The sequence below is a fragment of the Vibrio sp. 1288 genome (assembly GCF_033344475.1).
The window spans coordinates 114,622-141,457 of sequence record NZ_JAWPOX010000005.1 but is presented as its reverse complement, the minus strand read 5'-3'; the positions used below and the strand labels follow the sequence as shown (position 1 = coordinate 141,457).

Annotated in this window: 25 protein-coding genes and 1 tRNA gene; 15 read left to right on the top strand and 11 right to left on the bottom strand. The window is 44.6% G+C overall.

Annotated features, from left to right (window positions below; all coding sequences use genetic code 11):
* The first annotated feature begins 5 nt into the window (after nt 1-5).
* The 3 genes from lhgO to R8O11_RS05935 all read left to right on the top strand — a co-directional run bounded on the left by lhgO (nt 6) and on the right by R8O11_RS05935 (nt 2,179).
* The gene (gene lhgO, locus R8O11_RS05945; RefSeq protein WP_005374181.1) at nt 6-1,238 is read left to right on the top strand and encodes an L-2-hydroxyglutarate oxidase; all 1,233 of its coding nucleotides are present in this window, start codon (nt 6-8) and stop codon (nt 1,236-1,238) included.
* A 144-nt stretch (nt 1,239-1,382) separates the two neighbouring features.
* Complete coding sequence (locus tag R8O11_RS05940; protein WP_033906247.1) at nt 1,383-1,700, top strand: GrpB family protein; 318 nt, start codon at nt 1,383-1,385, stop codon at nt 1,698-1,700.
* Nucleotides 1,697-2,179: a hypothetical protein gene (locus R8O11_RS05935; protein ID WP_033906248.1), complete on the top strand. Its 483-nt coding sequence runs from the start codon at nt 1,697-1,699 to the stop codon at nt 2,177-2,179. The genes R8O11_RS05940 and R8O11_RS05935 overlap by 4 nt, the downstream gene beginning before the upstream one ends.
* A 46-nt stretch (nt 2,180-2,225) precedes the next feature.
* Here R8O11_RS05935 and R8O11_RS05930 read toward each other — a convergent pair whose 3' ends face one another.
* The 3 genes from R8O11_RS05930 to R8O11_RS05920 all read right to left on the bottom strand — a co-directional run bounded on the left by R8O11_RS05930 (nt 2,226) and on the right by R8O11_RS05920 (nt 5,190).
* Nucleotides 2,226-2,618, bottom strand: a complete 393-nt coding sequence (locus R8O11_RS05930) for a hypothetical protein (protein WP_033906249.1) — start codon at nt 2,616-2,618, stop codon at nt 2,226-2,228.
* A gap of 174 nt (nt 2,619-2,792) precedes the next feature.
* Nucleotides 2,793-3,791 (bottom strand): cytochrome d ubiquinol oxidase subunit II, encoded by a 999-nt coding sequence (gene cydB / locus R8O11_RS05925; RefSeq protein WP_033906250.1) that lies wholly within the window; start codon nt 3,789-3,791, stop codon nt 2,793-2,795.
* A 10-nt stretch (nt 3,792-3,801) separates the two neighbouring features.
* The gene (locus R8O11_RS05920) at nt 3,802-5,190 is read right to left on the bottom strand and encodes a cytochrome ubiquinol oxidase subunit I (protein WP_033906251.1); all 1,389 of its coding nucleotides are present in this window, start codon (nt 5,188-5,190) and stop codon (nt 3,802-3,804) included.
* A 159-nt stretch (nt 5,191-5,349) separates the two neighbouring features.
* On the opposite strand from R8O11_RS05920, the gene R8O11_RS05915 reads away from it, so the two are divergent.
* Nucleotides 5,350-6,594 carry an NADH:ubiquinone reductase (Na(+)-transporting) subunit B gene (locus tag R8O11_RS05915; RefSeq protein WP_033906252.1) on the top strand — a complete coding sequence of 415 codons (1,245 nt, stop codon included), beginning with the start codon at nt 5,350-5,352 and terminating at the stop codon, nt 6,592-6,594.
* Between the two features lie 298 nt (nt 6,595-6,892).
* Nucleotides 6,893-8,293 (top strand): tryptophanase, encoded by a 1,401-nt coding sequence (locus tag R8O11_RS05910; protein WP_033906253.1) that lies wholly within the window; start codon nt 6,893-6,895, stop codon nt 8,291-8,293.
* A gap of 78 nt (nt 8,294-8,371) precedes the next feature.
* Here the strand turns inward: R8O11_RS05910 and R8O11_RS05905 are convergent, their stop codons facing one another.
* Both R8O11_RS05905 and R8O11_RS05900 read right to left on the bottom strand, forming a co-directional pair.
* A complete protein-coding gene (locus R8O11_RS05905) occupies nt 8,372-8,983 on the bottom strand; it encodes a DUF2913 family protein (protein ID WP_054574504.1) in 612 nt (203 codons plus the stop codon).
* Nucleotides 8,984-9,015: 32 nt separating this feature from the next.
* A tRNA-Leu gene (locus R8O11_RS05900) sits at nt 9,016-9,099 on the bottom strand.
* A gap of 561 nt (nt 9,100-9,660) precedes the next feature.
* On the opposite strand from R8O11_RS05900, the gene R8O11_RS05895 reads away from it, so the two are divergent.
* Nucleotides 9,661-10,869, top strand: coding sequence for a NupC/NupG family nucleoside CNT transporter (locus tag R8O11_RS05895; protein WP_017635515.1), 1,209 nt, complete (start codon nt 9,661-9,663; stop codon nt 10,867-10,869).
* Between the two features lie 54 nt (nt 10,870-10,923).
* Here the strand turns inward: R8O11_RS05895 and R8O11_RS05890 are convergent, their stop codons facing one another.
* Both R8O11_RS05890 and R8O11_RS05885 read right to left on the bottom strand, forming a co-directional pair.
* On the bottom strand, nt 10,924-12,012 hold the full coding sequence (locus R8O11_RS05890; RefSeq protein WP_005384167.1) for a DUF3541 domain-containing protein: 1,089 nt from the start codon (nt 12,010-12,012) through the stop codon (nt 10,924-10,926).
* 69 nt (nt 12,013-12,081) lie between these two features.
* A complete protein-coding gene (locus R8O11_RS05885; protein ID WP_005374161.1) occupies nt 12,082-12,687 on the bottom strand; it encodes an alpha-ketoglutarate-dependent dioxygenase AlkB family protein in 606 nt (201 codons plus the stop codon).
* A 132-nt stretch (nt 12,688-12,819) separates the two neighbouring features.
* On the opposite strand from R8O11_RS05885, the gene R8O11_RS05880 reads away from it, so the two are divergent.
* Nucleotides 12,820-14,175 carry a diguanylate cyclase gene (locus R8O11_RS05880; RefSeq protein WP_053307138.1) on the top strand — a complete coding sequence of 452 codons (1,356 nt, stop codon included), beginning with the start codon at nt 12,820-12,822 and terminating at the stop codon, nt 14,173-14,175.
* Nucleotides 14,176-14,562: 387 nt separating this feature from the next.
* On the opposite strand, the gene R8O11_RS05875 is transcribed toward R8O11_RS05880, so the two are convergent.
* A complete protein-coding gene (locus R8O11_RS05875; protein WP_225466069.1) occupies nt 14,563-16,119 on the bottom strand; it encodes a DUF3612 domain-containing protein in 1,557 nt (518 codons plus the stop codon).
* A 174-nt stretch (nt 16,120-16,293) separates the two neighbouring features.
* On the opposite strand from R8O11_RS05875, the gene R8O11_RS05870 reads away from it, so the two are divergent.
* Nucleotides 16,294-16,872, top strand: coding sequence for a malate synthase (locus R8O11_RS05870; protein ID WP_005374156.1), 579 nt, complete (start codon nt 16,294-16,296; stop codon nt 16,870-16,872).
* A 90-nt stretch (nt 16,873-16,962) separates the two neighbouring features.
* Here the strand turns inward: R8O11_RS05870 and R8O11_RS05865 are convergent, their stop codons facing one another.
* Entirely contained in the window at nt 16,963-17,976 is a 1,014-nt protein-coding gene (locus R8O11_RS05865; RefSeq protein WP_005374150.1) for a GGDEF domain-containing protein, read from the bottom strand.
* 349 nt (nt 17,977-18,325) lie between these two features.
* On the opposite strand from R8O11_RS05865, the gene R8O11_RS05860 reads away from it, so the two are divergent.
* From R8O11_RS05860 to R8O11_RS05850, 3 genes are read left to right on the top strand one after another with little or no spacing between them, the layout of a single operon-like run.
* Nucleotides 18,326-19,678, top strand: a complete 1,353-nt coding sequence (locus R8O11_RS05860) for a DASH family cryptochrome (protein ID WP_025768046.1) — start codon at nt 18,326-18,328, stop codon at nt 19,676-19,678.
* The gene (locus R8O11_RS05855; protein WP_238855209.1) at nt 19,678-21,222 is read left to right on the top strand and encodes a cryptochrome/photolyase family protein; all 1,545 of its coding nucleotides are present in this window, start codon (nt 19,678-19,680) and stop codon (nt 21,220-21,222) included. The genes R8O11_RS05860 and R8O11_RS05855 overlap by 1 nt, the downstream gene beginning before the upstream one ends.
* Nucleotides 21,222-21,929, top strand: coding sequence for an SDR family oxidoreductase (locus R8O11_RS05850; protein ID WP_017819732.1), 708 nt, complete (start codon nt 21,222-21,224; stop codon nt 21,927-21,929). The genes R8O11_RS05855 and R8O11_RS05850 overlap by 1 nt, the downstream gene beginning before the upstream one ends.
* A 61-nt stretch (nt 21,930-21,990) precedes the next feature.
* Here the strand turns inward: R8O11_RS05850 and R8O11_RS05845 are convergent, their stop codons facing one another.
* The gene (locus R8O11_RS05845; protein ID WP_315957384.1) at nt 21,991-22,137 is read right to left on the bottom strand and encodes a DUF2256 domain-containing protein; all 147 of its coding nucleotides are present in this window, start codon (nt 22,135-22,137) and stop codon (nt 21,991-21,993) included.
* A gap of 33 nt (nt 22,138-22,170) precedes the next feature.
* Nucleotides 22,171-23,313, bottom strand: coding sequence for a peptide-methionine (R)-S-oxide reductase MsrB (gene msrB, locus R8O11_RS05840; RefSeq protein WP_318193990.1), 1,143 nt, complete (start codon nt 23,311-23,313; stop codon nt 22,171-22,173).
* 202 nt (nt 23,314-23,515) lie between these two features.
* On the opposite strand from msrB, the gene R8O11_RS05835 reads away from it, so the two are divergent.
* The 4 genes from R8O11_RS05835 to R8O11_RS05820 all read left to right on the top strand — a co-directional run bounded on the left by R8O11_RS05835 (nt 23,516) and on the right by R8O11_RS05820 (nt 26,819).
* The gene (locus tag R8O11_RS05835; protein WP_005374132.1) at nt 23,516-23,914 is read left to right on the top strand and encodes an OsmC family protein; all 399 of its coding nucleotides are present in this window, start codon (nt 23,516-23,518) and stop codon (nt 23,912-23,914) included.
* Nucleotides 23,915-24,043: 129 nt separating this feature from the next.
* Complete coding sequence (locus tag R8O11_RS05830; protein WP_042523386.1) at nt 24,044-24,598, top strand: sugar O-acetyltransferase; 555 nt, start codon at nt 24,044-24,046, stop codon at nt 24,596-24,598.
* Nucleotides 24,599-24,685: 87 nt separating this feature from the next.
* Nucleotides 24,686-24,919 (top strand): hypothetical protein, encoded by a 234-nt coding sequence (locus R8O11_RS05825; protein WP_005497910.1) that lies wholly within the window; start codon nt 24,686-24,688, stop codon nt 24,917-24,919.
* Between the two features lie 1,030 nt (nt 24,920-25,949).
* On the top strand, nt 25,950-26,819 hold the full coding sequence (locus tag R8O11_RS05820; RefSeq protein ID WP_042523383.1) for a hypothetical protein: 870 nt from the start codon (nt 25,950-25,952) through the stop codon (nt 26,817-26,819).
* Nucleotides 26,820-26,836: the final 17 nt, after the last annotated feature.

The following is a 26,836-nucleotide window of genomic DNA, read 5'->3' as shown; positions in this document are numbered from 1 at the left end:
GTCGTATGAAATCAGTCTATGACTACATTATTGTCGGTGGCGGTATCGTCGGCGTATCGACAGCATGGCAACTGCAACAACGTCACCCAGACAAATCCATTTTATTGGTTGAGAAAGAGTCCGGTTTTGCCAAGCACCAAACCGGACACAATAGCGGTGTGATTCATGCTGGGGTGTACTATGCTCCGGGCAGCTTAAAAGCCGACTTTTGTAAGCGTGGGGTAGAGCGAACCATTTCGTTCTGTGCTGAGCACGATATTCCGGTGGAGAACTGTGGCAAGTTGTTGGTTGCGACTAATGAGCAAGAAGTCGAACGCATGAATGCCCTCTATGAGCGCTGCCATGTCAACGGCATCGACGTAAAGCTACTCGATGAAGTTCAACTCAAACTGGCTGAACCAAACATCACAGGCTTGGGCGCGATTTATGTCAAAACCACCAGTATTGTCGATTATCGTTTGGTCACTGAGCAGATGGCGGAAGAATTCAAAAAACTCGGCGGTCAAATCAGCTTGAGAACCAAAGTGGTGGCTGCCGAAGAGAAGGACGAGGAAGTCCAACTGACCTGCATTTCAGACGGTCAAACGATGCAGCTTAATACTAAGTTCTTGGTTACTTGCAGCGGCTTGATGGCGGATCGCATGACTAAGATGATGGGTATTCCAACTGACTTTCAGATCATCCCTTATCGTGGTGAATACTACCGCTTAGATAGCAAACACGACCAAGTGGTGAATCATCTTATTTATCCAATTCCCGACCCTGACTTGCCATTCTTGGGCGTCCATCTGACTCGCATGATTGATGGCAGTGTGACCGTAGGTCCAAATGCGGTGCAAGGCTGGAAGCGAGAAGGGTACGACAAGGTTAACTTCAGCTTGCAAGATACCATGCAAATGCTCAGTTTCTCCGGTTTCTGGAAGGTGACACAAAAGCATCTAAAAACCGGATTGGATGAGTTTAAGAACTCGTGGTGGAAGCCGGGCTATCTCAAGCTGGTCAATAAATACTGCCCAAGCATCAAGGTCGATGATCTCAAACCATATCCAGCGGGTATTCGTGCGCAAGCGGTGTTATCCGACGGAACCTTGGTTCATGACTTCTTGTTTGCCGAAAGCGCAAGAAGCCTGCACGTTTGTAACGCACCCTCTCCCGCAGCGACATCTGCAATGCCGATTGGGGAGTACATTTGCGATAAGGTGAATGAGAAGATAGAGGCGAAAACCGAGACGGTTTAACAGTAGAAAGCCAAACCAAAAGTACACCAGAGATGACTCTATTTGTTGAGTAATTAGTGTCGGGTGTGCCGGAAGTTTGGCTTTTACTTTGGTGATTGGATAATTTCCTTCTTATGATATTTGGATTTATTAGGAGAGGGATGGATGAAACTAGGTTTAGCCAACTACAACGTAGGTGTTGTTAAGCATGATCCTGCATGTCGACAGGATTTTGCACGCAGCCGATCTGAACTGGCGTTAGTGACGGAGATGATGTCAACTCAAATCGAGCATATTGGCAGTACTGCCATTTTGGATATGCCTGCCAAACCTATTATCGATATGGTACTAGGTATTGCGCACTTTCCTCATGTTTCTCTAAAACTTTCTTTGATGGAACAAGCTGAAATTACCATCGAAAAATATACGGATGCTAAGGCAAACTTCGTACGTAAAGTCATAGATGAGTTGAAGACAAAATGAAGAAACGGCTTGGATTCATTTTACTTTGTAGTGCATTTCATTCTTTTGCGTATCAACTGCATGAGCGCGACGAGAGCTATGTATTAATTGGTCATGAGCTCAGTGCTGGCTATATCGTTTATGTACCAGGCTCTATGGAAGCAGAAATTACCAATGTGTTTAAATTTGATTGTGAAGGCAGTCGTGTTGAAGCTGTGAAAATTGGTAGCGAGATTAATAACGCTGCGACATATGGCGAGCATCTCCAATACTATTTCTTTCTCGTGAGAGATCATCAGTTTCACGTTCCTCTAAGAATTATTGAATCTTTTAAAACGGTTGATAAAAAGTCAAAAGAGGTTCTATCAGAACATTTACCTTTCACAAAAAATGATGACCTTGGGTTAGCTTGTGATTTAGTTAGGCCTCAGGTTGAAAGCTATTACTTTTCCCAAGCTTTTGAAGCGATACCTAAACATACCAACAATAAAGGCGACTGAATCAGTCGACTTTATTGTGTCGGCTGTAGAGTCGTAGTGTCTATTGCTATTTAGGGCAGAGTTCGCCTTTCTTTGCGTGTCTTTCGATCATGTAATCGCCTCGGGCACTGTGCAATACAATTGCATTCCAGACTTGACCATCTTGCAACTCGAACTCAAACGCATAATGGGTGCCGCCGACCATTTTCGTTCTCACCTCATGAATTGCTTTCAATTTATCATCGGCATTCATTTGATAAAGCACCATGTTGAGTGAGCGTCTGGCGTCAGGAGTTGCTTCAGCAAGTTGCCAATGACCCTGCTCGTTTGTTGCGGAGCAAATAGACCGCATTTTACTTTTCATGGCGGATGACATCTGCTTGTCTACGGCCAATGCATTTGGTGAAAACAGTGGAACCGTCAAAGGAATCAAAGTTACCAGAAACCGCTTTAAGGTCATAAAAACACTCCGTTGTTTTACTCTTGCTTGAGTATAGACCTCAATGGCTTCAGATGTGGTGCAGTCGACTCTGGGCCTACAATATCGCAGTTCGTATCAACGAACTGATGATAAACAAGGCGACCACGCTTGCCAGCCAAATGCCAATGAACCACAAAATGGGCTTTAGTTTCATCAGTGATATCCTTCTCCACGTTTCATCTTGCCGCGGAACACCCAGTACGAATAAGCCGTGTAGGCTATGATCAGAGGAAGTAATACCACCGCACCGGCAAGTAAAAATGCCAAACTCTTATCTGGCGCAGCGACGTCTTGATAAGTGAGTGCGAATGGGACCAAGTAAGGGAATGTACTGACACCGAAACCCATCGCGGACACAAGAAACAGGCCGATCGCAAGAACGTAGGCTCGGACGGCTTTGTGGTCGAGTAAGGCTTTGAATAGCTGCCAAATAAGTGCCGCTGCAATAATTGGTAAAATGAAAAACAGTAGCGAGTTTGGTAATGAGAACCAACGTTCAAATACGATATTTTGGCTCAATGGCAGCCACAAACTGGCGATGAATATACAGGCTACCATCGCTAGTCCCCATCGTCGCGCGGCCACGTAATAGCGCCCCATCAGCTCTTTTGGAAGCTTGATTAATAACCAGCATGAACCGAGCAGAATATAAGCACAAACAAGCGCCAGGCCACAAAATACGCTAAATGGTGAAAGCCAATCAAACCATCCACCTGCGTATGCTCGTTCACTAACCTCTATACCTTGGAGCAGGGTTCCGAGCATAATGCCTTGCATCAATGCCGCGGTGAGTGAACCAATGAAAAAAGCGCTATCCCATAAAAACTTTCCGCGTTGTGTTCGGAAGCGATACTCAAAAGAAACCCCACGCAGAATTAACCCGAGTAGCATTAAAATCAGGGGAGCATAGAGTGCTGGCATAATGACCGCGTAGGCGAGGGGGAACACGGCAAAAAGCCCACCTCCGCCAAGAACTAGCCAAGTTTCATTCCCATCCCAAACAGGAGCGATGCTGTTCATCATCATGTCGCGCTCTTCATCGTCATTAGCGCTGAGGAATAGGATACCAATACCGAGATCAAAGCCATCTAACGCGACATAAATCAGAACGGCGAGCCCAATCAAAGCGTACCAAATTAATGCGTAATCCATGAGTAAGCTCCTAGGTTAGATGGTTAGAATGTGTGATGGCATCGGTTTTCGTGCCATCAGGAAGTCGGCTATCTAGACCTTCTTCATATCGAGTTGGAGACTTGCGCATCAAACGTAGGAGATAGAAGAAGCCAGCTCCAAAAACCACAAAGTAAACCACGATGAACGCCGTCAGGGAGACGCTCACCGCGGCGGCATCAATAGGCGATGCCGAATTGGCTGTGGTTAAAAGACCGTATACGGTGTAAGGCTGTCGACCGACTTCGGTAGTTATCCAGCCTGCTAAAACTGCAATGAACCCCGCTGGGGCAAACAGCACACAAATACGTTGAAGTGCCCTCGAATCAAAAAGTTTGCGACGTTTTCTTAGCCAAAGGCTCCACAAACCAATAACAAGCATGCCAAAACCAAGTGCGACCATGACTCGGAAAGACCAGAAAACGATAGATACAGGAGGGTGTTCCTCCTCTGGAAAAGCATCTAATCCCTTCACTTCACCGTTGAGGTCATGAGTTAAAATCAAACTACCGAGTTTGGGGATTTCCAGTGCGTATTCCATACGTTTTTCTTCATCGTTAGGGATACCGAAGAGGAGCAATGGCGCGCCTTGGTGAGACTCATAGTGCCCTTCCATCGCGGCGACTTTGGCGGGTTGATGTTCAAGGGTGTTTAATCCATGCATGTCTCCAGCAACGATTTGAATTGGTGTCACGATAGCAGCCATCCACATTGCCATCGAGAACATAATTCTGGCTAGAGGGTTATGGTTTGCTTTTAGCAAGTGATAAGCGGCAACGCCGGCTACAACAAAAGCAGTAGTAAGGTAAGCGGCGAGCAACATATGAACGAGCCGGTAAGGGAAGGAAGGGTTGAAGACAATCGCCCACCAGTCTTCTGGGATAAACTGTCCGGCTTCGTTGATACTATAGCCCGCTGGTGTTTGCATCCAACTATTAACCGAAAGTATCCAAAACGCAGACAAAAACGTCCCGAATGCAACAATACAAGTCGCGGCGAAGTGAAGCTTCTTACCCACCTTATCCATACCGAAAAGCATCACGCCTAGAAACCCCGCTTCGAGGAAAAACGCAGTAAAAACTTCATAACCCATTAGTGGGCCTAGGATTGGGCCTGTTTTGTCGGCAAACACGCTCCAGTTAGTACCGAATTGATAGCTCAACACGATGCCACTCACCACACCCATACCAAAACTGATGGCAAAGATTTTGAGCCAGTACTTATAGATTTGCATGTACTGTTTGTTGCCCGTTTTTAAGTACAAGCCCTCTAATACAGCGAGATAACTTGCCAAACCAATCGTAAAAGCTGGAAAAATAATGTGGAAAGAGACAGTAAAGGCAAATTGGAATCTAGCTAGGTCAATGGCGAGTGTGTCCATGAGCGGTCCCTTTTTCGTTGGATAAACTGTTCGCCGGATTTAAAGAGGAGACAGAAGAGTGGCGAACAAGGTGAAATACGAAGAAGGAAGACGAAGAGATTAAAAAACGATCGCTTTTTACACATGTGCGTACCATCTTTTAGATAAAGGAGGAGTGTTATGAGCCTTAAAGATTACTTTGAGAAAGCGACACCTAAGTTTGGTCCAGGTGGGAAGTATCACAAGTTCTACCCACTTTTCGAAGCTGTCGAAACCATTTTTTACACGCCTGGTAAGGTAAACCAGGGCATGACTCACGTTCGAGATAGCATCGATTTAAAACGTATTATGATCATGGTGTGGTTGGCGGTCTTCCCTGCCATGTTCTGGGGTATGTACAACATAGGCCAGCAAGCGAGTGATGCCTTGTTGTATGGAATGGATCAAGCCTCAGCTCAGCAAGCGCTTGTTTCTTCATGGCAACTGAGTTGGGTATGGGGCTCGTTAGATGCGGTTTCACAAGCGGGGTGGGGAAGTAAAATGTGGCTTGGTGCTACTTACTTTCTCCCGGTTTATGCGACGGTGTTTATCGTTGGTGGTTTCTGGGAAGTTCTGTTTGCTATTGTGCGAAAGCATGAGGTAAATGAAGGCTTTTTTGTCAGCTCTATACTCTTTGCGCTGATCCTTCCTCCGACAATTCCACTATGGCAAGCGGCTTTAGGTATCACTTTCGGTATTGTTGTGGCGAAGGAGATTTTCGGTGGTACTGGACGAAACTTCCTAAACCCAGCTCTGGCAGGGCGCGCGTTCTTATACTTTGCCTATCCTGCCAACATGTCCGGTGGTGCTGTGTGGGTCGCGGCTGATGGTTACTCTGGCGCTACTCCACTTAGTCAATGGTATGAAGGCGGGCAAAGTGCTTTGATAAATAATATGACAGGACAAACAATTTCATGGGGAGATGCTTTTGTTGGTAATTTACCAGGCTCAATGGGTGAAGTCTCCACGTTGTTGATCGCACTAACAGGCTTGGTTCTCATCTTTATGAAGATTGCGTCGTGGAGAATTGTTGCGGGCGTGTTGGTCGGTTTAATCGGAGCTTCATTACTATTGAATGCGATCGGTTCAGACTCTAACCCCATGTTTTCCATGCCGTTCTACTGGCACTTCGTGATTGGTGGGGTTGCGTTTGGTACCTTCTTTATGGCGACAGACCCTGTCTCGGCAGCTTTTACCAATAACGGGAAATGGGCATACGGAGTATTAATCGGCGTGATGACGATTTTTATCCGAGTGCTGAACCCGGCTTATCCAGAAGGCATCATGTTAGCGATTCTATTTGCTAACTTATTCGCGCCACTTTTCGATTACCTAGTCAAAGAAAGTAATATCAAACGCAGAATGAAAAGGGCGAGACCTTCTTAAAATGAGGGTAACCTCACTGAAAGTTGATTGAAAACTGCACTATATTGAAAAGGTCAGAGACATGGGGTTTCTGACTTTTTATTTTTATCAGGAGGACGAAGACGATGAGAATAAAGGATATTCTCGATAGCCGTTTGGTGCTGTCGTTCTGGTATAACCTAGACTACTGCTTGTCTCTTCTTAGTAAAATCTCTTCTCGTTGATTTCCTCAATGCAATCGCATTGAAAAGCATTCTATCTATTTGTTTTTTAGTCTTACGTGAAACTGCGTAGGGCAATGCGTATAAGGAAATTAACAATGAAACGTATTCCAGAACCTTTTCGTATCAAAATGGTTGAGCCAATCAAAATGACGACTTTGTCAGACCGTGAAGTCGCGTTAAAAGAAGCGGGCTATAATCCATTTCTTCTTCGTAGTGATGATGTTTATATCGATTTGCTGACTGACTCTGGCACTGGTGCCATGAGTGATAATCAGTGGGCTGGCATCATGATGGGGGATGAATCCTATGCGGGGAGTCGAAATTACTACAACCTGTGTGATGCAGTGGAGCACTTCTTCGGTTATAAGCTCACCGTGCCTGCACACCAAGGGCGTGGTGCCGAGCAAATTTTGTTCCCCGCTTTGATTGAGCGTATGCGTCAGGTGCGTGGTGGTGAAACGCCAGTATTTATCTCGAACTACCATTTTGATACCACTGCGGGTCACATTGAACTCAATGGCGGTAAAGCGATTAACGTGGTAACGGAAGAAGCATTCGACACCACTACGTCTTATGATTGGAAGGGCAATTTTGATATCGATAAACTGGTGGCAACAATTGAAGCGCACGGTTCGCATAACATCTGTGCAATTATCACCACGATTACTTGTAATAGCTCCGGTGGTCAGCCTGTGTCGATGGAAAACATGCGCAGTGTGTACGAGATTGCAACCAAGTACGATATTCCAGTGGTGATTGACTCGGCTCGTTACTGTGAGAACGCCTACTTTATCAAGCAGCGTGAAGCGGGTTACGAGAATAAATCGATTCTGGAAATCATCCGTGAGATGTACCAGTACGGTGATATGCTCACCATGTCAGCTAAGAAAGACCCGATGGTAAACATTGGTGGCATGTGTTGTATTCGTGATCATAAGGAGTTGTTCCAGGCGGTGCAGACGCGCTGCGTACCCATGGAAGGATTTGTAACATACGGCGGCATGGCTGGGCGTGATATGGAAGCGCTCGCTCGCGGTTTGTATGAAGCCGCGGATGAGGATTTTCTTCACTATAGAATTAGCCAAGTTCAATACTTAGGTGAGCGCTTACGTGAAGGCGGTATTCCGATTCAATACCCAACGGGTGGTCATGCGGTGTTTGTGGATGCCGCTAAGATTTTGCCACATATTCCAGCTGATCAGTTTCCTGCGCAAGTATTGTGTAATGCTTTGTACTTGGAAGCGGGTATTCGAGCAGTAGAGATAGGATCGTTGCTGCTTGGTCGAGATCCGGAAACGGGTAAACAAAAAGCGTCAGAGCTTGAGTTGATGCGTTTGACCATTCCACGTCGTGTCTACACAAACGATCATATGGATTACATTGCGGATGCGATTATCGAACTGAAAAATCGTGCACATGAGTTAAAAGGGCTCACTTTCGAGTACGAGCCACCAGTGCTGCGCCACTTTACTGCTCGATTTAAAGAGATCGATTAACTCAAGTTTAAATCTAGATAATCAAAAGGCCGCGAGTTTCGCGGCCTTTTTCGATTCGTTTATTTCTTAGCGTTACAGTTAGGCTAACTCTAACGTGATGCGAACGAACTGGTCGTCTTGATACTGCACTTCATAATTGAAGGTACCACTGGCGTAAATGCTGCCAAGGAAAAGTGAGCGTTGACTCATTGGTCCGCGGAACAGCATCGAAATAGGAGCGATTAGGGCGTTATTGCCATCAAAGTGCTGATTTAAGTTCTCCGAAAGCACACACAGCAAACAGCCGTGTTGGTCGTGAGATAAGTCGACGTCTTCCGGTCGCGATAATAACACGGTAGTCCCCAGTTTCTTCTCAATCTCGTTGATCAGCAGCAAGTAGCTATCTAGATCGGGTTGAGGGTTGCTGGGTTTGTCTGCACCGACGCAGCGCTCGAGTAATGCTTCCAGATTTCCGTTCTCACCTTTTGCCTGCTGAGTCAAAGATTTTAACGGCTTTTTAATCAGCTTATAGCGATTACTCTTCAGTTTTGGTTTCAGCCATTTCTGAAGTAAGTCATTACGTTCTTTAAGGGAGAGGCCATGCGAGGACGCGTGAATTTTAAAGTGCAGGTGTAATAAAGCGTGAACCGCAAGCTCACTCAGAAGTTGATTAGCATCTGTAGACTGTCTTGCCTGCTTAGAACTTTGCATTACACTCGAACAAAATTAGGGAAGAAGGATAATGGTGCCGAGAGAGGGACTCGAACCCTCACACCAAAGGCACTAGCACCTCATGCTAGCGTGTCTACCAATTTCACCATCTCGGCATCATGATGCTCTGAATACTCAGAGGCCTCGAAAGAAGCAACGCGAATTGTATAACCAAAATCCACCTGTTGGCGAGAGCAAAATGACGAATTTTGGCTCTTTCGAGTTTGATTGCATATTTATTGGTCACTTTTATGTTTTTTACCATCAACGCCTATCCTTATACCCTTACTTTTATTAATAGTATGACGACAAAAGAGTACTTTTGCCTAAATTTTGAACGCTTGAACGTTTGCGTAAATAAATGTGATGAATATCTCTTTTTGTTGGCTATACTTGCGTCCCGTTTAAGCGGGAATTAGGGTTTAGTTGTTCAAGACCCTTACCCATACAAGCCGTCACATGGAGCAGGCCAAGCAACATGCTCGCCAGCAGTGAATGACCCCACGGACCGGACCAGCTACGTTCAATTGCTTGTATAAGGTAAAAATAAGATGTCGAACTATTCGTTCTGTCTACATTCTGGATCTAAAAGTGAGTTATCACTCGCTGCGTTGTCCCTTTCTTCTGCCAATTCCTTTGGCTCTTTTTTCTTTTTCAACGTTTAGTAGGTCCAGCTCATGAGTGTTCTATTTAGTCTATTTGGTATTGTTGCACTGCTAGGTTGTGCTTTCCTACTTTCTGAGGGTCGTTCTTCCATTAATTGGAAAACTGTATCTCGCGCCTTGATGCTACAAATGGGGTTTGCTGCTTTGGTGCTCTATTTCCCGTTGGGTCAAGCGGCGCTGGCGAGTTTAAGTAATGGGGTCGCGGGGCTACTCAGCTTTGCTGATGAAGGGATTAAATTCCTCTTTGGTGACCTCGCTTCTTCTGGCTTTATCTTCGCTATTCGTGTCCTTCCTATCATCATCTTCTTCAGTGCTCTTATCTCCGCCCTTTACTATTTGGGCATTATGCAAAAAGTGATTCAATTTATTGGCGGCGCTATCCAGAAGTTCTTGGGTACGAGTAAAGCAGAGTCTTTGGTTGCAACAGGGAACATCTTCTTATCTCAAGGCGAGTCACCACTTCTTATTCGTCCATTTCTTTCTAACATGACTCGCTCTGAACTGTTTGCCGTGATGGCTGGTGGTATGGCTTCAGTGGCGGGCAGTGTGCTTGGTGGTTATGCTGGTTTGGGTGTCGACCTCAAATACTTGATCGCGGCAAGCTTTATGGCAGCGCCAGGTAGTTTGATGATGGCAAAAATTATCGTTCCTGAGCGTCAAACGCCAAGCGATTACAACAATATTGAGCTAGATAAATCAGAAGAAAGCAACGTAATTGATGCGCTAGCAAGCGGTGCTATGGGCGGTATGAAAGTTGCTGTTGCTGTTGGTACCATGCTTATCGCTTTCGTGAGTGTTATCGCGATGGTGAACACGGGGCTAGAAAACTTGGGTGAGATACTTGGTTTCTCTGGCGTAACGCTACAAGCGATTTTTGGTTATTTGTTTGCACCTCTCGCATGGTTGATTGGTGTGCCAAGCCACGAAATCCTAGCTGCGGGTTCATACATTGGTCAGAAAGTGGTGATGAATGAGTTTGTTGCGTTTATCGATTTTGTGCAGCACAAAGCGACACTGTCTGAGCATACTCAAATTATTATCACTTTTGCGTTGTGTGGTTTTGCGAACATTGGCTCAATTGCGATTCAGTTGGGTTCTATCGGCGTGATGGCACCTGAGCGCCGCAAAGATGTTGCAAGTCTAGGCCTAAAAGCGGTTGCTGCTGGTACACTCGCTAACCTGATGAGTGCGTGCTTAGCGGGCATTTTTATCTCTCTCTAATTTAGATTGAAGATACACACTAAAAACCCGCCTAAATGGCGGGTTTTGTTATTTCTAAGGCTTGGGCATTAAGCCGTAAGGTATCGATTTAAAAGCCTCTGGGTGCTCTTGATAAGTTGGCGCTTTATGTACCCCTTTCCAATCGAGCAGCATGATGGCTAGCACGTTACGGTGTTCGCCGTACTTGAGATCAAAGTTACCGTCGACCGACGGAATCATCCCTTTTTCTGCGTTGATTGCGTGACGAATGGCTTGGCGGGTTTTCTTTACGACCGGATCATGGTCCAAGCCTGCTAACAAAAACGAAATGCCGACTTCCGCAATCACGTCTTCTTTGGCGCGCAGTAGGATAGTGTCGATATTGTTGCGAAAGTAATCATAAATCCATTGGTGTTTCTTCTCGCTTACTCGCTCCTGATAATACTGTGAATCGGCAAAGATGATGTGCGTCATCCCATAGAGTTTGTTCCAATACTGCTGAGCTGAAAGCATCTTATCTTTATCGTCGGGGTAGGTGTCACGGAAGGTTTGAGTGAATTCCTCGACCACATCTTGCTCTCCTAACTGACGAAGCCAGTAGACTTGGTTTGCAAGCTGAGCTGCCCATGCTTCTATCATCTCTTTGTCCGTAACGTAACGCGAGAAATCGTAGCGCCTAATAATTTTTCTCAGCGTTTTGTCTTGTTTATGCTTTAGGCCGTATTCGTTTGCTCTTGCCATTGCGCCAAGCAAATCCACACCAAGATAAAGGTACTCAGGATGGTGTTTAGTCACGGTATAGCGTCGCTGCCCTCGTTCGGTTTCTTTCTCTTGATACGTGGTCAGCCTTTGAGATGAATAGAGAATGATGTCTTCTGGTTCAACAACTTCATTAGCAAATTGGTTTAACCGGCTGGCTACTTGTGCCATGTCGGTCCAAATGGCAGCGTGATATTTCTCATCTAATGTTTGGCGGTACATGCGTAAGCCAAAATGGCCCTCTTTAAACGCCGGGAAAGTGAACAGTTCCTGTTCGTAGGTACTACGAATCAACTGCGCTGATTGAGTATTATCGAGAAGCGGTACCTCTTCCTGTGATGCCTGAGCTGCAAAGGTAAGTGAGCAAGAGAGTAAGACCGCTAAGCTAAGAGGTTTAATACGCATAAATCCATTCCCTATGAAGTCCTGAACCTAAACCTACCATCAATATTAATTGAGAATGTAAAAGCTGAGTCAATAGTTGAAAATTTGCCTAAAAGTCAGGTTGATACGTTCATCTTTGGTTTTCGCGGTTTTTGGTACGCAGTGCTTCCAGTGATGCTGGAGCTCGCCAGCCATAATCAGTAAGGAGCCGTGAGAAAGCTCATATTCAATCTCAGTTTTACAATGTAAATTTCTAAGCAAAAATCGACGTGTTTCACCTAAGTTCAAAGATGCGATAACAGGGTTTCTACCTAACTCTGGTTCATTATCTTGGTGCCAGCCCATTGAGTCTTGCCCGTGTCGATATAAGTTAGCGAGAACAGAATTAAAAGTGACATCAGCAACTGATTCACAACGCACTTTGAGCTGAGTTAACTCAGGAGTCCAAGGGTGAGGCTGCATGGTTAAGCCTGAGTAAGTATATGCTGCATCACCGTGCCACGCTTGTAAGCGAGGTTGAAGTACTGACTTGCCGAACATAGTAATGTGTTCTTGGTGCCATGGCAGTGTCTTTCGAAGTTGGTCAAAGTAATTATCCGCCTCAAGATGGCTAAGAAAATGAGGATCATAATAAAGTTTTCCTCTTTCTACTTCTTGCCATAGATCGCCGCCAAATAAATCGCCTTGTTGATGCATCATCTCACACCTAAAACATAAAAGTTGTCAATCACTGTTACCTTTCTGATTATGATTGGTTATTCTTGTGATAATAAGAATTTTAACAATAAATAAAAAATCTCGTAGTTGTATACGAGTTGTGGGGAGAAAATGCGTTATTTACCCAGAAAGCGATGCTATTTTGCATTGTTCTTCCTCACCTTTTTCGCTTTGTGTATTGGGGTTATTGAGCTGTTAAATCGAAACCAGCAAGAGCTTCACAAAGAGCGAGTTCAAGTTGAGGCCAAAGAACAACTTTCCATTCTCCGTTCCAATTTGGAAGCGGTACTTATGGCGGATATCTACAAAGCCAGTACTTTAGCGACACTCATTACTTTACTTCCTAAAAACCAAGAAGAAGAATTGAGTATCGCCGCTCACCGAATCCTAAATAAAAGTAAACATATTACAATCATCGGTATCGCGAAAAATGATGTAATTAGTCATGTATTTCCACGCCAAGGTAATGAGCGCCTAATCGGCCTTGATTACCGCGCAGTGCCACAGCAGTGGGTACAGGTGCAAAAAGCCAAGGATGTACAAGAAATTTTCATCGCAGGGCCAGTGACTTTGATTCAAGGTGGCCGAGGTTTGATCGTGCGTGTGCCTGTTTTTCTTGATCCTCCAATGAATCAGGACTACTGGGGAGTGATCAGTGCGGTGATTGATTTCGATGCTCTGATGAGAGAAACCGGCGTAATTGATTTCTCGTATCGTTACCCTTTAATGATCCGTGGTTACGATAGCGGTGGCTCATTTGGTGATGCTTTCTTTGGCGCGCAAAGTGTAAATAGCATGGCATATGCAAAAGAGATGGTTCATTTTCCTTATGGTGGGTGGAGTATGGTGGTTTTCTCTGGAGGCAAAGCTGATCGCCAAATCTCTTGGCATCAGTTGCATTTAGCTAGAGTAATCGGCTATCCCATTATATTCGCACTTAGCCTCGCGCTGTTCGCCATTTATCGACTGTATACCATTGCAGATGACAGAGCTTTACACGATGAACTCACGAATTTACCAAACCGTCGCTATTTTATGAAGTTTTACAAGCAGCAGTTCGAAATAGCGAAACGTTATAAAAAGCGTTATAGCTTCGCCTTAATTAATATTGACCTAGATAGGTTTAAACACATTAACGACACCTATGGTCACGACGCAGGTGACAAAGTTTTAATCGCTACGGCTGAAAGGGTAAAAAGCTCTCTGCGTAAATCAGACATCGTGGCCAGAATGGGCGGTGATGAGTTCTTAGTTGTAGTCCATCACCCAGGAACGGAAGAAAATGTTCAGTCTCTTCTACAAAAACTTCGATTAGCGCTATGCTCTACGCCCGTCATTTACGATGAAACGCTTATCTATTTGAAAGCCAGTATTGGGTACGCGATATTTGACCCGCAAATGTCATCTCCTGAGCAAATGATGAAAATAGCCGATGAGAGAATGTATCAACAAAAGCATGGCGGATGAGCCTGAACCCAGTTTCAATAAGGGGTTAGAGGAATGGTAAAGTTGGGAGCCCGAAATCTCATCATCATTTGGGTACAAGAATATGTGACTTCATATGTCCACAGACACTTTGCTGAGAGAGTCGTTATTAGCAGTGCATTAAGTGGCATATTTGCATAATGTTGCATTTTGCAAATGCAGTTTGCGAAATTAATGGTTAATAAAGCAACGATATGCATCTGGATCTACTAAAAAACGGCTTTTTTAAAGTTGGCACGCATCGTGCTTTACTTAGAGTGACCCTTATTAAGCCGAGGGTCACCTAGCCAACTGACGTTGTTAGTGAATACAAATTGTTCACAAGTATATACCGCCAATCACGTATATTGTGATTGGCGTTTTTTCTTTCTAAAGCCTGATGATATTCACATCGTTGCCCGTCTCATCAGCTTCTCCGCACTTGCTGTAACAACTAGGTTGTCTTGGACAAACCGCCCCTCTGGAGCAGATCAACCTTGCTTGGGTTTGAATCCCGCGCTCTATCCAGTTGATGTTTAATATCTTAGCGATAGTCGTTAAGTCTTTTTTGATGTGGGGAGGAATAACACTACTTCCGCCGGAAGCGACACAAAGGGACTTAAGTTCTTCCGCTATGGAAACGGCATCGCCACCTTGTGCAGAAATGGCAGGGTTAAGATCAATACCGGCACATAGCACGCGATTATTCCCCGCAGGATCAAATACGTTGACCGATTCGCAGCAGTAGATACGTGGCTCGTCGCCAACATTTAAAATCGAAATTTGCGCTGAACTGGTATCCAAAGGCTGGGAAAGGCGTCGGAATACGGCCCAGTGCTGGCAAGGGTCGTTCACTTTGCGCATGTTGCCCCAAGGCAATGGAATACCATTTCCGCGATACACGGCTTTTAACTTGCCAGGGCCATAGGCATCAAAATAGTGCCAATGAGGGTAAGGCGAGACCACCGTCATGCGACGCATTGCAACGGAAGGAGAAACCCCCGCCTTTTTGTGAACATCAATCTCGTAACCAGAACGGTCAAGCAACTGACGAAAGGGTACTTTGGGGCAGAGTAGGGCACCGGCAAAGAAGCTGGACTCAAAATCACGCCAAGCTTGCAGGATATCTTGCGAATTGAGTTCAGAGTTCGACACAGGGCTGTCCATTTGCTCCCAATTGTTTTGATGCCCGATAGATAAAACGTTATTCATTGCATCGCTGCTATGGAGCACTCGATGGCCGATATATACCGCCAAGTCATACTTCAATCGGGTTGGATAGTCACGCATTCGTTTATTGAGATAAATAGTCCCAGGTGGCTCCATGAAAGACGTAATCAACTGTTTGGCGCTGACGCCCAGTTCATCAATCACATCTTGTGGCGCTCGGTCTACCCAGCGAATATCCAACCCCATGCTTTTTGCAATGTCGATCAGATCTTCCACTGACAGATTAAGTCGCTTTAAGCCCACTTCTTCCGCTGCCCGTTCTAAGTCTGGGAAATGGTTTTGGTGGTTCTCTTGGTGTGCGCGGATCAGTAAGTGGGCGAATTGACGCCCTGTGATACCTGTTTGGGAGAGCATTTCTGGTATCGCGATTTGAAGAATATCATTGGAGAACAGGAAGCTCGGCTCCAGCGCCATGCCACTAATCCCACCACGATTCCCTTTGTTGGGTGTGATGGCTTCTAATTCGGGTTCATCATCTAAAAACCACGCAGGATCTTTTTGAAAAACTTCCGCGATCACTTCGAGCATATCGATACTCGGTACGCGTTTTCCGCGCTCAATCATCGAAAGGTAAGAAACCGAAGGAGCGTACTCTGGATTAATTCTTACACAACGGGCAGATAAATCCTCCATCGTTAAATGGTTGTTTTTTCTTAGATTACGAATTTTCGTACCAAGAAAATGAGACTGACGAATAAGGCTTTTTGACACAGACATTTTGTAAAATTCACATTGTAAAATTTTTGTTGTGAAATTGTAGTCAATATTTCGCTAGTCTACATAATGAGCAGGCAAGGAAATTAACCATCCACTTCACAGAATTGCCTGAAACTTAAATAAAGGATTTAAGTTTTTACTCTAGGACGAGTTTTTAAGTGCGAGGATATGACGATGAATATGCTGAACTTCGATAAAAAAGAGATGCAACAACAACAACGCCCATTTATCGCTGAAGCCGTATTTGCCGTCGAAGCGGTAAGTGCCGAGCAGCAGAGTGAGAAACAAGTAAAAGCGAAGCAACTGCTTGACCGCATGTTCCCATTGGAGAACGGGTCGCACCAAGACGTATCAAGTTACGTGATTGATTACCGCCATGTTTTGGCTTATTTCAAAGACGGTACACACAGCGGCCTGAAAAGCCCAAAACACTTCGTGGCGTACACTGGTGAAAAGGAAGATCCAAAATCGATTTTGTTTAAAGATGATTCGGGTAATCATGTAGAAGTGCTGTTTGGCTGTCACAAAGGTACTGGTTGCGTGGAATTAGTGGACATTGACGATATTCAATTGGAAACTCGCACGACGTTTCATCCTGAACTAACTGGCAATGCACCAACCGCGATGCGCCATTGGATAAGTCTAATCAAAGGCGACAAAAAAGGTAAGCCGATGGCATGCAGTGAAGATAAAGAATATACCGCAAAAAATGGTGACGACTACATTCTAAGTTACTGTTACAGCGTCGATTAAGATACTCATGATTGGATACAAAAACCCCGCACTTTACGTCGCGGGGTTTTCTTTTTCATCGTAAAAGTCGTTTTCGCTTAGTCAGTTTATTTAAATTGGCATCACGCGGTTACGACCGAGTTGTTTTGCTTCATAAAGCTGTTTATCGGCTTTATTGATTAAGGCTTCAGGCGTATCACCCGGCTCAAATTCTGCTACCCCAAAAGAAGCGGTAATGCTGTGAACTTGTGTGCCTGAGCGCTTATCTCTGATACGCAGTTTTTCTATCATCCGGCGTAGTGTGTCTGCATATTGGCGAGCAATTCGCAGAGATTTGTTAGGTACAATTAACGCGAATTCTTCACCACCAAAACGGTACGCACATATCCCATCTCGACAGCTTTGTTGTAGCCGGCGGGCAATGGCTTTTAACACTGTATCGCCAAAAAGGTGCCCGTAATTGTCGTTAAATGATTTGAAATGATCGATATCAAGCATGATTAAGGTCATTGCCTGATTTGATGCGATAAGTGAAGAGAGATCTTTGTCAAATGCTCGGCGGTTGTATAGGTTTGACAAACCATCGAACAACGCATCTTGCTGTACTTCAGCCAGTTGGTTTTTGAGGCGAGAAATTTCTTCACTCGCGTTAGTCAATTGGCTATTCAAAAACTTTGTTGAGTGACGAATTTCGTGTGACTCTGCGACAAGTTGACGAATCACCACCATCACTTCTTCAATGCTTAGGCTATTGTCCTCAACTTTTTCCAGTTTATTAAAGCTTTTGTCTACCATCTCAGAAAAGGAGGAAGTATCTGAAATCGTATCGCTCATTGAACTGGATACTTCATGTAGCAGAACTTCTACATTGGTTCTAAGATCTTCAAGGCTGGTTTCTGCTTTGCTGGCCACATAGTTGTTGTAAAGCTGTTTATTGGTTGCTGGCGGGCAAATACCGTAGTTTTCTAACACCGTGTCTAACTCAAAGTTGAGTTCTGGAATGGTCTTGTCAACGTAGGTATACCAAAGCGCGTAGTTGGCTGGCGTGGCAGCAACATGGTTTTTGATCATCAGTGGGACCGCTTTTTTTAAATTAGCGGTTGATTTCTTAAACTCGTCGGTCATTTCTGCGATGGTACTAGCAAAATGGGATTGGGCTTAGATTAACGGATATTAACTAATGTCGCTTTAATTTTTATCACTTTTGCATGGTTTATATAGAAAATGAGTGATTAAGATCGTGATCAATACCGTTGGATTCAAATTTTATAAAATATCAGTATGAAACATGTACAGGAATTTGGTGGTATTGCGTGTTTTGAGATATCCAGCAAATGGATTCCGTGTGAACGTTAGTAACCTAATGATCGTCAAACTCTCGTTTTCGTATAAAAGCAAGTAAATCAAAAGGCTTAACGTCAGGGTCTCCGTGAAAAGAACTCGTAGACGAAGAATTAACATCTGAGGGTGCGAATTGAAAAAGAAAATAGGACTTTATTGGTTCACGAACGACTTGCGATTGCACGACAACCCACTGTTGAAAAGCGCCAGTGTAGAAATGGACGAGTTAATTTGCTTGTATTGCTACCCTTCAATGACGCCTTACTTGCATCACTTTGCGCAGGAAGCCTCTTTCGGGCGCGCGAAATTGCAGTTTCTCGACTCATCGCTTAGTGAACTCAATCAATCTTTGAATCACCTTGGTCAGCGATTATGGGCGGTTGAACTAACGCCCGATCAAGCAATCAAGTATGCTGTTAATCGCTTCGGCGTCACACATATATATGCTGACGCCTTTCCCGGTTCGGATGAGCAACAAGCGTTAGATCGCGCAGTTGAAGGCGCGTCTCATGTAAAAATAAAACAGCAAGCAATCCGGACCCTGTTAAGGGAAGAACAACTGCCATTTGACTTGAGCAATCTGCCTACCACTTTCACGCAGTTTAGAAAGCAAGTTGAAGGCTTAGACATCTCTCGGCCCCACGAGAGTGTCCGTTCGTTACCTCCAATTCCCTTAGGTGTGAATCTTCCTTCCGTTACTGCATATTACTTTGACACAAAAGCTGCGTTTCATGGTGGAGAAAGCCGCGGGCTTGAACATTGTCGCCAGTATTTTGCTTCCACACTAGCCAGTGAATACAAACAAACACGCAATGGTTTAGATGGCATGGATTACTCCACCAAGTTCTCTCCTTGGCTAGCTCATGGGTGCGTTTCTCCGAAAACTATTTATGCCATGTTGAAACGTTATGAAGCCGCGAATGGCGCAAATGATTCAACCTATTGGATTTACTTCGAACTGCTTTGGCGTGAATACTTTTATTGGTATGCCCGTCGATACAAGCGGCAGCTGTTCCGATTCGGTGGCATCCAAAATCAAGCACCACTCACCAGCTTTTATGCGCACCGTTTTCAACAATGGAAGAAAGGTGAAACGCCATTTCCTATCGTGAACGCGTGTATGCACCAGCTTAATGAAACCGGTTATATGTCGAATCGTGGCAGACAGTTAGTCGCCAGTTGTTTAGTGCATGAGCTTGGCCTCGATTGGCGTTATGGCGCGGCGTACTTTGAGTCACAACTGGTTGATTACGATGTGGCATCAAACTGGGGAAATTGGCAATACCTAGCGGGCGTTGGTGCTGATCCGCGTGGTTCACGACAATTCAACCTCGAAAAGCAAACCGAAATGTACGACCCGCACATGGAGTTCATCGATAGGTGGCAAGGTCGTTGTCCTGGCGCGCATTTGGATAGTGTAGACATGGTCGATTGGCCGATTGTGATGGGCAGCAGTGACAAAGCTTCGTCATCGGAGAAACCGTAATGCAATTTGAAACCGTACGATTGATCTTGGGCGATCAACTTAACAGTGAGCACTCTTGGTTTCAGCAACCGGATGAGCAAGTGCTTTACCTGATTGCGGAGCTCAAGCAAGAGAATACTTACGTCACGCATCATATTCAGAAAGTGTGTGCGTTCTTTTCCGCAATGGAACAGTTTGCGAAAGAGCGTCAGAGTGAAGGTCACCAAGTTCTGCACCTCACGTTGGATGACACACAATCCTTCGACGATCTTGAGCAAGTCTTGCAACACTACGCGAGTGAAGTTGGTGCAAGTAAGTTTGAATATCAACGCCCGGATGAATACCGTCTTCTGGAGCAGTTAGCCAAACTAAAGCTTGATGGGGTCGTGACGCGTTGTGTCGACTCGGAACATTTTTTGTTGCCGTTTGAGGAAATAGAATCGCAGTTTCCTCAAGGTAAACACATCATGATGGAGCACTTTTACCGCCGTATGCGCAAGCGCTTCGACATCTTGATGCAAGACGGAAAGCCCGTCGGCGGAAAATGGAATTACGATGCCAATAATCGTAACAAGCTCAAAGCCAAAGACATTGAACAACTGCCACAACCTTTGATGTTCAGTACTGACATCCACGGCATTATTGAGCGGCTGGCACGACATGACATCAAAACCATCGGAAATCTCGAAGGGGACTTGTTGTGGCCGATTAATCGCGCGCAAAGCCTCTCTTTACTCGCGCATTTCTGCCAAGTCTGTCTGCCGTTATTCGGACGTTTTCAAGATGCCATGACAGGCCAGCACGACGCTAAGTGGAGCTTGTATCACAGCCGAATTTCATTCTCGCTTAACAGCAAATTACTGCACCCGAGAGAAGTCATTGATGCTTCACTCAAGGCATTTCATTCCAACGCGGACATCGACATTTCTCAAGTTGAAGGGTTTATTCGCCAAATCTTAGGATGGCGAGAGTACATTCGAGGGGTCTATTGGGCGAACATGCCTCATTACCCGAAAAACAACGAATTGGTCGCAGAAAGAAAGCTGCCAGATTTCTTCTGGAATGGTGAAACTAAAATGGCTTGTATGCGCAATGCGATTGGGCAGTCCCTCGATTACGCCTACGCACACCACATCCAACGATTGATGGTCACTGGTAACTTTTGCTTGCTAACCGAGATCGACCCAGATCAAGTGGATGAGTGGTATCTCGGTATCTATGTTGATGCGATTGAATGGGTCGAAATGCCGAACACACGTGGCATGGCATTGTTTGCGGATGGCGGCATTGTTGGCACCAAACCTTACGCGGCGAGTGGTTCTTACATCAACAAAATGAGCGACTACTGTAAGGGTTGCTATTACGACAATAAGGCGAGGAGTGGGGAAGGATCGTGTCCGTTTAACAGCCTTTATTGGCGCTTTATGAACAAACACGACAAGCGCCTCGCAGCCAATCCACGAATCGGGATGATTTTCCGCTCTTGGGACAACATGGAAGAACAACAACGCCAAGCGATTCTTGATACCGCAGAGCACTACATAGAAAACGTGGAGAACTTGTGATGGAAATACTCATCGTCGGTGGCAATGGTGGAATTGGTTTGGCGATGGTGAGAGAAGCCGCAGCTCGGTTTCCTCAAGCTCGCGTGCATGCCACTTATCGTAAGCAGCAACCAGATTGGCAACACCCAAATGTCGTTTGGCATCAAGTGGATGTATCGCAAGACGAGCAGGTAAAAGCGTTCAGTGAGCAGATTGAACACGTCGATTGGTTGGTGAACTGTGTTGGTATGTTGCACACCCAAGAGAAAGGTCCTGAGAAGAATCTTAGCTCGCTCGACGCAGACTTCTTTCAGCAAACCATCACGGTTAATACTTTGCCAAGTTTGCTGTTGGCGAAATACTTCACGCCCAAGCTAAAGCGCAGTACTGCACCCAAGTTTGCGACCATTTCGGCCAAAGTTGGCAGCATTAGCGATAATCAGTTAGGTGGTTGGTACAGCTATCGAGCATCGAAAGCCGCATTAAACATGTTCCTAAAAACCATGTCGATCGAATGGCAAAGAGTGGTCAAACATGGCACGGTGCTTTCACTTCACCCTGGCACCACAGATACCGCTTTGTCGGCACCTTTTCAAACCAATGTCCCAGAGGGAAAGTTGTTCACGCCAGAGCGAGTTGCTAAGGATTTATTAGGCTTGATAGAAAAAGCAACCCCGCAAGATAGCGGGGCGTTTTGGGCTTATGATGGGACGTTATTACCTTGGTAAGAGAACGCGTACAAACGTTAATACAAATGAAATAACATACTCCAGAGAGGGTCGGAGTGACCTACGTTTTCGTTGATTTATTTCTTCGGCAACGCTCAGAACAATAAACGATTTCCTCCCAATTTCGCGCCCACTTCTTTCTCCAAGAAAATGGGCGCTGACAGACCGGACAGACTTTCATGGGAAGGGTGGATTTAAAACCTTTCATCGCGCTGAATGTTCACTCCTAATTTGGTTAAAACTACTTATCAAATAGGTACAGGTAATCGCCGTAGCCTAAACTCGCCATCTTGTTCACAGGTACAAATTTCATCGCAGCAGAGTTCATACAATAGCGTAATCCCGTCGGCTTCGGACCATCTTTAAACACATGACCTAGGTGTGAATCACCAAACTTACTGCGGATCTCCGTTCTAGGGTAGAGCAGTTTATAATCGGTTTTCTCCACGATGTAACCCGGGTTAATTGGTCGAGTAAAGCTTGGCCAACCTGTGCCAGATTTGTATTTATCAGTAGAAGAAAATAGCGGTTCACCGGTCACAATATCCACATAAATTCCCGCTTCTTTGTTGTCCCAGTATTCATTATCAAACGGACGCTCCGTGCCTTCTTCTTGCGTCACGTAATACTGTAGCTCTGTTAAGTTTGATTTGATTTCAGACTGAGCAGGTTTACTGTACGCTTTCACTTTCGAAAGCAGCTTTTTTTCTTCAATCAACTGTCGAAGTGTTTTAGGACTTTCTTTTCGATCTTCACCAAATACTTCGTCGAGATATTTATCGCGACCTGATGCGTAGCGGTAGTATTTGTACTTCAAGCTACTCTTTTTGTAGTAATCCTGATGGTACGACTCCGCAGGGTAAAACTTTTCAAACTCGATCAGCTCTGTTTTCAACGGTTTTGGATAGAGCATCGCCTTGTCGATTTCCATCATAAACTGCTTAGCAATCTGCTTTTGCTCCGCATTATGGTAGAAGATCGCTGGACGGTATTGAGGACCACGGTCAACAAATGAACCTTTATCGTCGGTAGGGTCGATATGACGGAAGAAGTAGTCCAGCACTTGCTCGTAGTTCACGACAGCAGGATCGTACTTCACCTCAATCACTTCAATATGACCAGATTTACCAGAAGAGACTTGGCGGTAAGTCGGGTTTTCAATATGACCACCTGAATAACCTGATACAACATCGATTACGCCGGGCAGTTGCTCTAAATCCGATTCTGTACACCAGAAACAACCGCCAGCTAGCGTTGCGATTCTTGTATTCTCTGAAGCCTTCAGCTTATCCATCGTATCGGCGGTACCTGTTTTACTCAATAGTAGAAACAAGACTGGAAGTGCGAAGGAGAAACCGGCCAATAACTTAGACATATTCTTCATAGCTACCTCATCGTTATTTTTGTAGAAAGTGTTACTTAAATAAAAAGTGTTACGTATAGAGAAAGGTAACCGAGCGAAAAAATTACAGTAATGTTGAAAATTCCGTTGCCCTTTTATGCGATAGAGCTAAAGTATCGACAAGAAACACACCGCTAGTAAGGGCAACGATGCCTTGAATAAGCGATGCTAAATGAGGTAAATCATGCAAGCTGAAGTTAAATGGATAGAAGATTTTAAATTCCTTGGGCAATCTCAGTCGGGCCACTCCGTAGTGATGGATGGCAATGGTGGTGCAACCGCACCAAGCCCAATGGAAATGGTACTAATGGCTGCTGGTGGCTGTAGCTCTGTCGATGTTGTTGATGGTTTGAAAACAGCAGGCCAAAAGGTTTCGTCAGTTAATGCCAAGCTAACCACAGAGCGTCGTGAAACCGCGCCGCGTATCTTTACGCAAGTGAATATCCACTTTGAAGTGTCAGGTGACGAGCTTGACCCAGAAGTCGTAGCAAAAGTGGCGGCTGACTCGCTAGAAAAATACTGCTCGGTTTGCTTAATGCTAGGTGAAGGTGTTGAGATGACCCACAGCTGGGAAATTGTGTAAGCCGACAGACTCCACAAAATATAAAAACAGGAAAGAGAAAAGTCCGGGCTTTTCTCTTTTTTTATTTCGCAGTTCACGTACCTTGTGAAGAATCTGAAAGCAGTAATTGCAGGTTGTAGGAGTCTTCCAGTGACAGAACTAGAAAAAATGATGTCTGGCCAGGTCTTTGATGGCATGGACAAAGAAATTGACGCCATTAGAAGCCATGCTCTTCAAGCACTTAGAGCGCTCAATAATAACACCGACGAAAGTCAGCGCGACGAATTGCAAAAGCAGCTATTTGGCAAGGTAGGCCGTTGTATTGTCCAGGCCCCTTTTCATTGTGAATTTGGTAAGACCATCGAAATAGGTGAAGAAACCTTTATCAACATGAACGTGGTCATGCTCGATGGTGCCAAAATTACCATCGGGAACCACGTGCTCATTGGACCGAGCGTGCAATTTTATACCGCTTCTCATTCTGTTGATTACCGCAGTCGCCGACGTTGGGAAACGTTTTGTAAACCCATCACGATTGAAGATGATGTGTGGATTGGCGGTAACTCCGTTATTAACCAAGGTGTAACAGTTGGCGCTCGCTCGGTGATTGCAGCGAACTCGGTAGTCAACCATGATGTGCCGCCAGATTGTCTATACGGAGGCACGCCAGCTAAGTTGATTCGTCGTCTCAACGAAGAAGAGTAAGAATCGATAGTGATGGCATGATGACTCGCTTTACGGGCGTAAGAGAATCATGCCATCAGAAAGGGATAATTCGTCAAGGAGTCCAAGATGTCGAACAAGACAGAAGTCCTCATGTGCCCTACATGTGGGGTAGAAACGCATCATGTCGTGGTGTTAGTTAGAAAGAAAAGTGGCTATGAAGGCGATAAAAATCGCAACAAGAAAGAGTTCATCGCTGGCTTTCTCAAAAGTGTAGTGTTCGGCGCCTTCCTTGCTTCTATGGATGAATTTGAACGTCACTTGATCTGCGAAAACTGTGGTCATAAAACCATTCAACAGTAACTGATAGTCTTTCTTTCTCTGCATAAGTTCATAAGTGCGGTTTGAAGCACTGGTTATTCAAATCGCATTATCCTCTTTTAGTGCTTTTGCTCTTCTTATGTTCCTCTCTCAAAAGTGAGTCACATCAGTACGCATTTTAACCGCTTGGATGCAGGTAACTCACTGCTATGTATAATAAATTTTGGTGGGAAATACGTGTTTCAGCTCGATGTTTAACCTCTGTTCTATCGACACGTTTTGAGTCAGTAAACACTTAAATTTCGTTTACTTTATGTTGTACGCAGTTCAATTGTGTGAAACTGGTCACATTAATGTTTAATTTATGAAAAAATAATTAATGAATAGTAATTCACAAATATGCTGACCGTATGTGCTATTTAGTTTTGACTTATCTTTTGAATATTCACTTGGTGAATGTTTTGTTGTTTTTAGATTGACTGAAAGTTTGGTTTTCTATTCAAACTTGTGAAAGGTTGAATCGATATATTAGAAAACATGAATTTGATCTTGTTTCTATCTTTTGTTTTAAATGCGAAATTCATTATTAACAACGGATGGTTTTGATGATTTCTCTTATGTGTATCCCACCAATTTTAGAAATTGAAAATTAAACTTTCTCAATACAATAACGACTAAAATTAAACGGAATGATGTTCTTATATTTTTATTGTATTTTAACTTATACATTTTGACTCATTCATTTTAACTGTTTTTGTTGATTTTAAATTGTTGATAATAATTGTCTTTTAACTTTTTTTAATGGCGTTGCTTTGCTGCTTCTTTAATGTTGTGGTGAGTGGCTTTGTTTATAAAAAGTCATTTTAAAGTGCGTTTTTAAGCAAAGTAGAACGCGACAATACTCAGATAAATAGTATTAAAAAATTAAATAAGGATTTAACCATAAGAGTAATTTTATGGTTGATAGGTTTATTGGGGTTGATTATCTGAATTTTTATGGAATTTCATCCCAATAATCTGTTTGTCTTTAAGTTTATTCTAATAAACTTAATTCTCATGGAAGTTTCAAAACATGCAGCACACAACAAAGTGGATGATGACGCCGCTTGCAATGTTGTTGGGTACGCTGTTTTCAGCGCCATCATTCGCGTTGGAAACGAGTGTAATTGATAGCACCAGCACGCCTGAATCTACACAAAATGAAGGAGACACGTCCTGTATTGTTTGTAAGTTTAGTGGGGCCGTTTACCTATCTTACGATACAAACATTTACGATAAAGACGACTACCGTTCTGTCCGCAATTTCTCGTGGGGAGGCGATCTCGTTTATTCCTTTTCGAGCGGCACAAAAGCCTATTTTTCTACGGGGGGCTATCGTGCCCTAGAAGATGAAGTCGGCACCTACGCGACAGATTCGGTGTTGGGCTTGCAATACACGAACCTATATCGCTTTGGAGATACAGGGAAAATCGGCGTTGCGGGTCAGCTCACCATTCCAACTTCAGAAACATCTCGTAAAGATGAACTGCACACCGCGGTTCGTTTAGATGTGCCGATCTCTTTTTCAGCTTGGAGCGTCGATTTTTCGGTTTCGCCAAGACTGAGAAAAAATTTCCACGAATATAAAACCATGGGGGGACGCTCGCTGACTGAGTGGACTTACTCATTGTTTGCTGTTGCGGAAAAGTCGTGGGAATCGTTCGCAGTGGGGATCACGGCGTTAGGTGGTAACAGCATCAGTTATCAAGGTACGCGCAGAAGCAGTTGGCAGTATGAAGGGGCGTTGTACGGCACATACGAGTTTGATGAAAGCTGGTCATTGGTACTCGCGGCGTCATCAACGGGTTTCTATCAAGATGCAGAGCGAGGCACCTTGGGCAACATCGATTTGTTGGACCAAGAGAAAGCGTCTTACATCGCGACAGTGACTTACTCCTTCTAGGAAAATAACAACAATTA